Here is a 12,887-nt window from a genome sequence, read left to right on the forward strand (position 1 = left end):
GCGCCCGCTTCAGCCAGGGACTTGCTCCTCCGTGGCGTTTTCGAGATTACTGTCAGGCGACGTCGATCCCAATGACATCGGATGGATCAGCGATTGCTTGAGCAAACGGGAGGCCGCCAGCTGGAATCCGAAAGCACCTCCGGAGGTGCCACGGCACTCCCAAGTCAAACCGGCTGGGGTTAATTTTCGTGAATCACCCAAGGGAGGCACCACCGTTAATCCCAGTTCACCGACCAAAGAGTAGCTTTTCAATCCAAGGCAGAAGTCACGGTCGATTAAAGGGCTATCCGGATTGACCGATAACTTAAGGGTGAAGGGCTGCCCGACTCGAGGAAACAGGGCATCTTTGCCCCACTCTCGTCGCTCACCGTCCTCCAGTTCAATGTACGCATCGCCCCAGACACCTGCGGCAAGCACCTCGAAACGGAAGGTATGGGAGGGAGCCGCTTCGCCCTTGTTTTCGATGTCCAGGATGGCGGTCACCGCAACCGGCCCAGGCTGTTTGGCGGTATAGAAAAAGCCCGCCTTGCCATGGCTGTCGGTCACCACCCGCGTGGGCGTTTCCCCAGTTTCAAAGATCACGGTTATATCGGACGCAGTCAGTCGAGGGTCGGACGAGCCAGCCAGGAAAACGACAAGTTCCAGCCAGATGCTTTGGCCTACCTCCAGGTCACTACTTACCTCGCGCCCCTCAATCACCATACCGCTGTGTGTCGAATCCCTATCGTCCAGCATGATTAATCCCTCTTGGACCAGCATTTGTTAACGGCGGCTGATGTATCAAATGCTGCGGACTGCAGCGGCCAGCACCGTGATGCGAAACGTGTGAGTTTTATCGCCATCGTATGGGCTTGGCACCGTAGCAGTCACCACTGCATCGCCCGGTTCTGTGGCTGTGAAGGCAAAGCGCGGTCGCGTCCGTTCGCACCACCTCTTGAGTGTCTCCAAGCTCAAAGCTTACGGCGAGACTTTGCACGGCCAGTTTGGTGTGGAAGGACTTGACCTGAAGCTCCAACAAGACGGTTTGGCCCACTTCCGGATCGAAACTGGCCTCACGTATTTCTTCAATATTGACTCGGTTATCCCCCAGTGACAGAAGCATCTGAGGATAAGTGAACCGTACCTGAGGGAAATCCAGTGAGAGACCCGATTGTCCAGGCATGGTGCTGAGTATGGCATTCAGCATCCACTCTAGGCCCCCTGAACCCAGCTCCTTCTCTTCCCCTTCCGGAGGGTCCAACGTCAAATCCAGCGCATTGCCTGACGGATCATTCCATTTCGCGGCGACCAAAAGACTAGTCAACGGGCTGCGAGTCTTTGGAACAAACTTTAACCGGTGAAAAGCACCCAGGCAGGGATAGAACGTGCTCCTAGGGTCCAACGTGTGCCCGTCAAAGGAAAGTGCTCCCTCCCCCTCGAGCGTCGGTGAAAGCAGCAGCCCCGGCAATACATAATCGGGGAGCTGGTCATGACGCACGTGCAACTGAAAACGCGCGCTGATCGCGGAGGTTGAATGAACGCGCCAGACCAGCCCGGCACCGGTTAATACTCGCGGATCTGCCATCGGAGGGACGACACAAAAGTCGAGATCCTCCTCCTCTTCGCTAACCAGATCCAGGGAGATTTCCTCATCCACCAGCGTCTCGCCAATCGGCATAATCCGCAGCTCTACCGGGCCTGCACCGCGAATACAGACAAGTCCGGTTTGTCCGGAAGGCCTGCCATTCAAGGTCACAGTGGCCAATGCGTTCCAGGGTTCTTCACCCAACACTATGCCCGTGAAGCGATGACCGATATTCTTGCTGTCGTAATGGCTAACCGCTTTAGTGTTGACCTCGAAAGGGCCTTCCATGCCAGGACTAAACGAGTATTCACACCACCCCCCCAACCCAGTGAGCAATGTCTCTTTTTTCCTGTCATACAACCAATCGACATCAATGTCCGCCACACCACCCACACCTGGAACCGTCGACATGATCTGAATGGCCAACTCAGTGGCTGGGCCGTCCACCACAGGGAATCTCGAAGACTCCCTCGTATCCCCAACGGCCAGTTTGTTATGCGCCAGTTTCAGCGTCTGGAAAGGGGACGCCTCCAACAGTTTTGAACAACTGACGCGGAACCTGAATTCGCTGTCTCGCACGTTTCCACACGACATGTCCCACTTGCGACCCGGCCCTTCGATCCTGTTCCAGGTATCGAGCCTGGGGTTGAACTCCATACCCAGCTCTTCAGGTGAGCCCCCAAACCATTGCAACATCAGCTCGGCACCGACGAACGCGTGACCACCCGGGAAAGCCAGCGTCACCGCATGAGTGTCACCACGGCAGGGATAGGCGTCTTGGTCTCCCCAAATAAAAGGAGTCAGTGAATCAAGTGCAAACGTTGCGTCGAGCCACGGATCTTTCTGCAAGGCTACAAACAAGAATTCATACGTGGCAGCTTCCTTGTGATAATGGCTATCAACGTGAGCAACGATTTTAATGTCTCCCGCTGTGTCCGGTGTGAAGAGGTAAGTGGCTTCACCATTTTCATCCGAAAAATCCTTTTGCAACTCGGTATCGCCTTCGGGTGAGTACAGGACCCAGGTAACCTCACGATTGGCCATGGCTCTTCGTGTGTAGTGGGACTCCACCCGCACGCGCAGCTCCACACTTTGCATGAGGTCGATCACCGGGTAGTAAGCGGCCTCCTGCAATGGGACGACATCAAGCCGGAAATGCCCCGAGACTGCGGTCAGCGGGTAAGTCTCGGCGGTGTATTGGCTCCTCACTGACAGTTCGTGTGTGAACACTGCATCTTCATCAACCCCCACACTGCTGATTCGCCATGGGTAGTCAATGAGCTGCTCATCCCCCCAGGATGGCTGAGCCGTAACAATGCCCTTCGGATCTATATCGTCACTCTCGACCCTCAACGAAACGGCTGTTTTACGCCAGACACTGTTGACCGCCCGTTGCAAGGTGACTTTATGGGCGTTGTCACCTTGCGCGCCCAGGCACAAGTGCAGCTTTTCATCGGGACGCAACACGATGCCATCGATGGTCATGCTCAGCAGATCCAACTCCTCCAGCAACAACTCCACGCGCACAAAAGCAACCCGCAGTCCGCCCGGCTTTCCCACCTCTTCATTTTCCGGAGTGATGAATTTGAACGTGACGGTTTTTTCCCCGTGCTCCAGCGTGATCGGCTCCTCGAACGCTCGGAATTCCGGGTCTTCCAGTGGCTCGTCGGGATCGAGCTGCTGGCCTGTTTCGACCTTGAGCGAAGGTAAAAGTGGATATTCGACCGTCCCACCGAGGCCGGGAGTAATCTCTACTTTACATTGCGCCCTATCAATCGCCTCGTAGAGGAAGAACAACTTATAGTCGGCCCGTCCAGGCGTCGGGCGCGGCAATCGGGCCAGCGTAATCGTTTGGCTGGCAGTACCTTCATTGACGGCGGACAAAAATCCGATCGTCTGCCCCTGCCACCGTCCTGTCTGTCGAGTGACCTTCCGGCTGTCACTAATGGTCCAGCCTTCCAGGCTGGTGGTGAAACTGCCATTGACGACAAAGTTATGATTAGCCTGAACGTTCTCTTTGTTCATGGCTGAACCTTCCTTGCACGTGCTGCGTTGCCGGCCAATACACTCGTGTCGGGGGGAGGTTTAAGCGTGTCTTCAACACGTCCGGCGAATTCCTCCCCACCATCCCTGGCTTGATACGTCAACGTCAGAAGGACGTCCGTCAGGGATTTCAGAATATTTTGCTGCGCAGTTTCCGTAGCCCGGGGGAACATCAAGCGATATTTTGCATGAGCGCCAGTCCCTTCAAAAGACTCGTAGCGGTCATCATCGACGTTGTCGACAGCACCGTTGTCAACCAGTCCATCGGACAGGGCTATTTGCTGATAAGGGCGCACGTTCTGTATTAACGAACCTCCCTCCGGAGCGGAGGACCCGCCCTGCAGAAATTCAACGGCTGCAATATCAGGCTCAAGAATCGTCGCACTACTGATCTGCACCAGAACGGCACAAATATTCTGATACGGCCCCAACAGACCAGGAAAAGTCAAAGACAAGCGCTTGACCTGGCGGCAGTAGTGACCTGGGTAATCCCGATTGAAGAGTTTTTCGTTGAGGTCGAATTCCAGCTTTCCATCTTCAATGAAAGTCTTCCAATGGTCGTCCTTCACCAGGTTTTTAAGTGAAATCGTCTTGACCAACTGCAACCTGCGCTCGTCGCGCTTGATACGGGCGGTCGCCATCTTCAGCAGATCCAGCTTCAACGAGAAGCCGGCGGTGAACCCATGACGGGAATCCTCCCAGACAGCGGGACGGATAAAACGACTTTTGTAATCGCCCATTTCATACTGCCAACAGGTTTCAGCCGTCAGGCACAAGCCCGCTGCCACATCGTAAAGCTGATAGATCAATGTCTTGATTTGCCCAACAACCCAGTTGCACAATTCCGGGCCGGTACTGCGATTTTTGTAAAACTCGTACACCTCTCTGGCCTGGGCATTGGCCATTTGGATCTGTTGCATACTGGCACGGGCGGCGTTGATCGCATGTTCCTGGGCAGCCAGTTGCTCGCGCACCACATTCACCTCACGCGTCGACTGATCGAGTGTAAACGCCCACTCCTGATGCCTGCGCAACTGTTGCACATTGATGTTGAGCTGATCGGCCTCGAACCTCAGGGCGTCCGCGGCTATCTGAATGACATCACCCACCGCCTGCGGGATAGCGCCATAACGCCCGCCACCAACGGCCGCCCCACCGATATTGGGGAGAGTGTCCAGCGACCCACCCAATGCCAGAAACGCGCCCGCGGTGGCGGCGAGAATGGCAGCCGTCTGGTTTTTTTCCTGAACGGTGCGCTCAGCGTCCCAAACTCCAGCGGTCACCAGGTCTTGATAATGCTGCACCCGTGCATCGAGCATGCTCTTGCTTTGCCTCAACGACGCCGCCAGTGCTTCGTGTTGAGCAATTGTCGCCTCATGTATCGCCTTGGTATATTCAGCAAGCTCGATCACATGACCTTGCCCCAACTCTTCCAGCTGCCCCTGATCGCGCTTTTCCAACCAGGACCGGAGCTGTTCCTCTTGCTGTATCAGGAACTCGACGCACTGCAACGCAAGGTTGTAAACGGTTTGCCATTTATACGGCACCACCTGTACCTGCCCACCCGGACTGCGCGCTACGCCGGAGTTTGCATTGGCTTGTGCCAGCATCAGATCCTTCGGATCCATGGGCAGACTGAAAAGCCTGATGTTCAGAGGTTGGCCATCAATCGATTTATTGGTACGCAGGTTGGTCAACCGTGACTTGAGCAAGGCCCACAACGCTTTGGGCCTTGGGTTGATACCGGAACGGAACACGTCCTCCGCTCCCAGCAAGTCGAAACGCGGTGTCCTTTTCATCCCGGTGGGCACCTGGGCAAGGCTGACCTTGAAGTTTGCTTCAAAAGCCTTGAGCGGATCACGCTCGCGAATTTTTGCCATCAACTCCTCTAGCGTCTTGGGCACCCAGGTACTGGCGGTTCGAGCATCCGGCTCCGTGCCCATCATCGCTGATGCCCTGCTGTAATTCAGTTTCGCGGCCACCATGCTGTCATAGTCCAGCTGCCGAAACAGACGGTCGCCCCAGGCTATCAGGTTGTCCACGTAACGCAGGAAGATGGCCATTCTGAAGTGAATGGGCGCGGTGTAACCGATCGCATCGGGGTCAGTCGAGTAGTTCTCATACGCGGGGTCGATGTCATTATGAAGGGGGCGGCAACGCCAGTATGCGGGTGCCGGAAATGGTGGCCCCATCTCGCGTGCCAACGGGTTGAAGATGTATTCGAACCATTTTTGCGCTTCACGGTGACGCCCCTCCGCCATCAGGCGTGAGCCCACCAGATCAGGCAGGTGGAAAAACAGCTCCCAGAAATATCGCCCGTTACACCCGTCGAACGGACCATTTTTCTCGAGTGTCCCGCCTGGCCCGACAGGTTCCTCGATATGCTGGGTCGGCAAGGCCAGCAACGCATCAACCGAAATGGCTGCGCAACTGATCAGTACCGCAGCGAATTGGGTGTTCAACCGTACAAATTTGAGCGTCTGGTTCGGGTTGTTGAAAATCAGGAATTGCGCGCCCTTGAGGTTGCTTTTGTCGATGGAAGGCGTCATGTACAAATGAGGGCTTTCGTTCAGGGACACCTCGAATTTATTGCGTCCAAACCCTGTTGATGTGTTGTCCGCACCGAATGTAAATACAATAGCGCTGTCGATGGGGAAACTTTTGCTATCGAACGATGCAGCCTGCCGGGTATAGGTCAGCCATGACGTTGCGAATGTGCCGTTCAGTGAGCCCTTCGAAGTCCAGTCTACCGGGTCGGTTTCATCTCGAGCCGGCAATTTGAGCGAGAAGTTGACGGAGGCATACTGGATTCGTGGCACTACCTGATTCTGCTCATTGTGTACCGCATCCCCCAGGCCGTTAACCGACAAACCGGCGCCCGCCCGAATTTCGTCATGAGTTTTCCCGAGCAGATAGCTTAACGATGCGTGGGACAGCATGACGACAGCAGTGGCCACCCAGATCCCGTCAGACGTTTCCTCGAAGTGTTCCGATTCAAATCGATGGATCGTTACCTTGCCCACCCCATCAACGCGCTGTAGTTCATAATCCTGCACCGGCTCTTCCTGCGCGGTGAGCGTGATTTTGAGCCTCCTTTCGCCGGCCTCGACCATGCTGATATCAAAGGAGTTAGTGCCTGCCTGCGCCTTCCAGCTGATAAACAAACGCTCCAGAACACGGCCGGTTTCCGCCACGGCATCGCAGCGCCCTCGTACTCGGAGCACCTCATAGTGATTATTGTCCGGGCCGATTTCGCGGGTGTGGATGACGTCCAGCGCTAAGTGTGGGGTGAGTGAACCCGCTGTCTCCGGGCTGATTTCAATGGTGACTTTCGAGTAATCTTGAGGCACCACCTTTTGCTGCAGGCTATGCGGGTTCCGGAAACGCGCAAACGTCACTCCCAGCAATGTCGCGGTCGCAGTGTCTTCATTAACTTTTTGAAACAAGGCATCGCGAATCTCATGAATCTCTATTTCTTGATACGAAGGTGTTGTGTCGATGGCCTGACGGTTGGTGTAGCAGACCGCCAACCGATCATCGCGCGGGTCACCGTCGCCAAGCGAAACCACCGTCAACCGGCCATTGGAAACATCGTACTCACAGTCGCGCTGATGCAGTGAAACAGGGGCTGACCACCGGCCGTTCAGCGAACAGAAGGAAGCTTTGAGCGCTAGCCTCCAGGGGCTCTGCACAACGCCGTTTGAATCGACTTCCCGCTCACGCCATTCACACCAGACGATTGTGAGGCGCCCGCCCCAATAAACAGCGCGGATATCGATCACCTTGTCGATGATGGCCAAATCGATCTTTTGCCATTCGCCCCAGGCGACGGGATTGATCCTTTCGCTGTTGTTGTCCAGTTCAACCTTCACCGTGCGCCAGTAGTAAACGTCCGGCGATGCCCACTTATCAGTCCCGATCAGACAGTAAACCGCGTCCCGTGGATCGGCGCCGTTGATGTAGCCGCTGATCACGTCAAGATCAAAAATGCCCTGGAGGGCCTGGACATACTCCATCAAACCTTCCTGCACCGAGTCGGTGGTCAGGCGCATTTGCTGCAGGCGGCTTTCCAGCGTCCGGAACAGCTCGGTTTTATTCAGGCGAAGTGAAGGCTCAATGTAATTGGCCGCCATGTCTTGAAGGATGACATTCGCGGACCACGTGCTGTAGTGACTGAGTATCTGGTACCAGTACTCGAGGTCTTCTTCTTCAAAATAGGCTTCTTCATAGCCCGGCTCCATGCCGCTGTAGACCGACTGGATATGTTGCTGCAGACAGCGCACGTTTGTGGAAAGCCAGGTCGCCTGCAATTCAGGACTGTCCTGGGTATCCATCATCAAGTACTCCCACAGTTCATCAAGGGTGTACACCGTGATTGGGCCGTTCCAGAGTTTCTGCCCCAAATACGCCTCTACCATCGCCGTGGTGTAACGTTGCGTCAGATCATTGATTTGCGGATTTTCCATGGCTGTTCTTCCTGTTGCTGCGTGATAACCCAACCTGCCAACACACTGTGCGGGCAGGTGACGACCAGACAATCAATCCGTCATGACGACGGTGGCCGTCGAGTGGGAAGGCGCTTGAGCAACTCGCCCTTGAACACCAGCGCCTGATTCAACTGATCGCAGACCAGGCTCAATTCGAACAGCCCGTTTCTGATGTCACCGGTAGACAACTTCAAGATGTAAGGCTGGCCATCTACGAAGGTGAAGCGCGTGGCGAGAGGAGGGTCGAATTCCATCCCCAGCGCCTTGGTGGTATAGACAGAACTCCAGCCCACCGCGGCCTTGCTGCCCATCAATCCGGTTTCGCGGGGCGTTATTTCGAGCTGGTAGCTGCTATTTCTGAGCAAGGTGAGCTTATCTTTGGCGGGGTCAAACGTTGTTCGATTGCCTTCGGATACCAACTCAATTATCCAGCCGATGGCCGGAATGGCCTTCACTGTGAAGTCCTGAAACTGAACCGGATGGAGTTCGAGCCGAGCGGTGACCTTGAACTCACCAGCGACCTCTGCCTTGATCGGGAACACCGACCGACCTTGCGCATCCGTTACAATGGTTACGATTTGAGGTGCAGAGCCTTCCGTTGGCGGGGCGCATTCCCACGTGACCGGATAATTGGGTATCGGCGGCGCCACATCGGCAGGCGTTGTCCTCACATCCACCCAGCACAAGGTCGGCTTCGGGTCGCGAACAATCGAATACTTGACGTCAGCCGAATAGTTCTGGAGAACGACATCGCTCGCCAGCCGCACCACCTGCTCAACAACAGGGTTGTCGCCTAGCTGCGCGTAGATCGTCAGATTGCCGATTGACGAAGGGGGTACAGCAAAGATGGAAAACCCGTATTGATCACTTTGCTGTTCGGTTTCCGTTGAATCACGATTCGTCCACCATTTCACGATCTCACCTTCGACAGCTTCGCCATCAAGTCCGACCACCTTGCAACGCATTTGCAGTTCGTGATCGACCAAGGCCACCGTGATGACCTCAGGCTTATCGAGAATTCGCGGCTTGTTGGCAAATCTGATTTTGCCGTTGAAGTTGATACTGGCGTCACTCTCCACATCGACAACCGCAATTTCGGCTTCGCCCGGGCTCAGGCTGGATATCTGCACGCGGGTTTCGCCGTTTGCGTCCGTAGACGTTTGGGTTGGCCGGAACTCCCCATAGGTCGTGGACCAGTCAACCTCTCGGTGCATTCCCTTGTTTCCATAACGATCCGCCAGAACAGCCGACAGCTCCCAAACCGACAAGCGACCCGCCAGCAGCTCGTGGTCAGGCAGTGGCGACACCAGCTCCGATGAGAAAAACAGGGTCGCTTCATCACAGTCAATCCGCACCGAGGGGGCGTAAATCGGCTCGTGCAGTGGCAGATGGAATGAAACATGAGCAGTACCGACCGTCCTCCCCGCCTGCAATAACGCCCAGGTCCGCCCCTGATTATCGGTGGTGGTTTGAGGTGTGAGCATGGCCCCCAGGTCTGTCTTCCAGTAAACAACGATCCCCTTGAGTGGTTTACCGTAAAAGTCCTGAAGCTTGAGTTCGAACTCCGCGACTTCCTGTGACACGTTCGCGATCAATTTCGGGTTGTCAACCACACAACGGGTGGTGATGCTCTGACCCACTTCAGCCGAATCTGGCGGGGTGGTCAGGGTGGTGAATCGGGCCAGGCTTTCCAGAGCGTTTTGTGCGGCGCCGGCAAAGACCTGTTCCTGATCCAAAGGGGCCAGCGTGCCCAAACCAAACGCGGCAGTAGCGTCCATCCCCTTCCTGGCAAGTTCCAGGGTTCGGCTCAACAAATCAAGGTGCGCCAGTGTGTGCAAAATCGGCCAGCCAGGACGGTCACTGTCCTCGGCCCCCTGGCTGACGTGTTCGGCGCAGGTCAGGACATGCTTGATCCCGCAGCCAAAAAAAGCGGCCAGCTTGCTGGCAGCGGCATCACGAATCAGCTGCAACGCGTCGGGACTCAAGTCGCGGGGCAACAGGTTGACCTGATGCAAGTAGTCGAGCATTTTTTCTTCGGGTTGCCGGGCCTGGGTAATCATTCGACGGTAAAACGCCAGGTAGTACACCGACTGGATCGAAATCTCGTAGGGGCTCTCGAGACTGAACCATTGATACTGTTCGTCCGTCAGGAGTGTCTGCAGCATTTGCGGCGTCAAGCCCAGCTTGTCGGCAATCCGCCCGCGCCGCTCCAGCTCTGCCAGCATGTTCAAGAACTCGTCAGGTTCATTGCGCTCCTGCCGTGCCAGCGACGGATGATCGGGTGACAACGGCATGGCCTTGACCAGGAAGTCATATGGATGCCCCTGAGCCCAGGACAGCACCTGCGCCGTCAGCAATGAATCCAGCTTCAGGTAAACCGAAAGGCCTTCCACCACCACCACTCGCTGTTCGTCCCGGCATCGAAGTACGATCGCGCTGATGATGTTCTGCAGGCGCTCGCGCTCAGCAACACCCGCATTCGGCCCAAGGACCTCGCCCACGACTTTCTTGATTTCTTCACGGGCATACTCCAGATACTGCGCTTCGGTCTGATCATGACGCCCGATCACCAACCCGTGGTGGTCCACCAGTGGTTTCAAGTGCTCCAGCCACTCGATGAGATCCTGGCTACTGTCACGTAGCGGTGCGCCTTCCTCGAGCAGTGTGGCTTGCAGTACCAGCACCGGCAGGACCTGGCTGCGCAATTTGCGCAAAAACTGCTCCTGTGCCTCGGACCAAACGGTTGGAACATAGACCGGCTTCACATGTTCCACTAACCACAGGACCGATAAGTCGTATTCTTGCGACCAGGCCGCACACGTCATCAACGCATGTATTGCACTCAAGGCATCCGCGCCATCACCCGCCCCCTGACTGGACACCGCAGGCTCTCCAGCCAATTGCGCCACCAGGCCTTCACCATTGCTCAGTGTCTGGAGCAGCGCCGTCGCTTCGATGGCTGTCAGCTTGAACAACCGTGCCAGCCAGACCAACCGCCAGAAACTGGAAAAAATCGCCAGGCTACGTTTCAAATGGGTCTTGAGGCCAAAGGCCCTGGCGATCACTGTCGCCAGGAAGCGGTAGGTCTCGAAGTTGATCTCCAGGGCGCCGCAAATCTGATGAACCGTCTTTTCGTCGGCACTGGTCTGCGGAACAATCGCAAACTCGACGTTATCGATGAGCAGCGGATCCTCATACATGTCGTTCCAGTTGTAGACGCGGTCGAAGTGCGACAGTTGGCCGTCTCGACCGTATACCGACAGTACGTTGAGGAGCGCAGCGAACTGTTCGGCCTGGCAGCCATGCGTGCGGTTCAACATCTTGAATAGCCCGAGACAGCGCAGGGTATTGGTCCTGATCCACAGTGAGCCCTCCCCGGTGCCACGGAATTCGGCCTCTGTCGCGGCCTCAATCAATTCGTCGACCTCATCGCTTTTCAATTGCAGCACGCGGTCCAGACGACACTTGCGGTTGATGCGATCAAAGCGAGCTTCCAGCAACGGGAATGAGTCCTCCCCCACATGGTGCAATTGGATCTGGTTTGCCACGCCGCTTCTGATCAACTCGATAGCCGGCCCCTCCCCACCATGGATATACCGGGCACCTGACAAGGCGCCTGTCACAGGAACATCCGGGGTAGCCATGACTGGCGCGTTGGCAGAGAGTTTGGGGGTAAAGGCACCAAGCGCCAGTAATGATTCCACCCCGCGTTGGTCAAGGCGTGTGACATGAGCGAAGATCCAGAGCATCCGCAGACTGGCAAACCCCGGCACCAATGTGCCGAAATTGTATCGATAAAAGTCGGCGGCGGATTTTTTAGGATCCGGATCAACCAACCGGGTCAGCGGATCTACCCTGCGCAGTCCCTCTTTGGCCTGCTCGGCCGTCAACGGGAAGTAGGGCGACTCCAGGAGCAGCGACAATAGAAGCGGCCCGAGACCGATGCTCAATTGCAAGGCAACGTTAGCGCAATCCCCCACGGCGCCCGGATTCTTGAAATAAGGGAAACTCGGGTCCACATGGCGAATCACATCCCCCAATGACCCATCCTCCAGGACGGTTTGGACGACATGGCAGATACTTTCCCAATCATGGTCGTAGGGCAGACTATTTTGATACCGGACGGTGCGAAGGTAGGCCTTTACATCCGTGATATTCGGTCTGGTCTTGATCTGAGCTTCGAGCACCTTGTTAACAATCGCCAGCCTGGACTGCTGCTGGCTGACCGCCTCGTTGTCGATCAGCAGTTTGCGCACATCCGGGCGACGCACCTCCAACGGTATTGCGTCTTTGCCTTGCGGCACGATCTTGTCGCGCACCCACTCCGCCAGGTGCACCATATAAGCAGTGGTTGAGGCGCGGTTGTCGATACCGTCCGCCGGGGCGCTGCCGTCAGTATTCGGATTAAACAATTTCAGATACGTGGGCAACGGCACTTTTTCATCGTCTGACGATGGAGCCGCACGCAAACTCTGCTCGCGATAGACCCTGGCCATGTATGACGCCAACGCCCTGCCACGTGCCAGCAAGGATTTGGCTTGTACCGGACTCAAGCCCAGCGCCTGCAATTCATCAGGCCGCAATTTGATCAATTCAAACACGCTGGGATGTTGCTTGATGTGCTCATTCAAACGAGTGAACGCGCCAATACCTTGCTCGCCCAGCACAGTCTTGACCAACTGATGAATCGGGGGATTGTCGGATGCAGTCATTGCGCTATTTCCTTGTCAGGCAAAACGAATGCTGAACCCGCTCAGCGAGTTTGCCTTGGTGATCGTCATCCTGATTTAGCG

4 protein-coding genes are annotated in these 12,887 nt (G+C 55.9%); all 4 read right to left on the reverse strand.

All coding sequences use genetic code 11. From position 1 onward, the window contains the following. Positions 1-9: 9 nt before the first annotated feature. Entirely contained in the window at positions 10-735 is a 726-nt protein-coding gene (locus DJ564_RS25735) for a hypothetical protein (protein WP_178082323.1), read from the reverse strand. A 97-nt stretch (positions 736-832) separates the two neighbouring features. Beyond that, complete coding sequence (locus tag DJ564_RS25740; RefSeq protein ID WP_109634335.1) at positions 833-3,589, reverse strand: hypothetical protein; 2,757 nt, start codon at positions 3,587-3,589, stop codon at positions 833-835. Continuing rightward, complete coding sequence (locus DJ564_RS25745; protein WP_109634336.1) at positions 3,586-8,073, reverse strand: neuraminidase-like domain-containing protein; 4,488 nt, start codon at positions 8,071-8,073, stop codon at positions 3,586-3,588. Before DJ564_RS25745 ends, DJ564_RS25740 begins: the two co-directional genes overlap by 4 nt. A gap of 80 nt (positions 8,074-8,153) precedes the next feature. Next, the gene (locus DJ564_RS25750; protein ID WP_109634338.1) at positions 8,154-12,806 is read right to left on the reverse strand and encodes a Tc toxin subunit A; all 4,653 of its coding nucleotides are present in this window, start codon (positions 12,804-12,806) and stop codon (positions 8,154-8,156) included. Between the last annotated feature and the right edge of the window lie 81 nt (positions 12,807-12,887).

Source organism: Pseudomonas sp. 31-12, from assembly GCF_003151075.1.
GTDB lineage: Bacteria > Pseudomonadota > Gammaproteobacteria > Pseudomonadales > Pseudomonadaceae > Aquipseudomonas.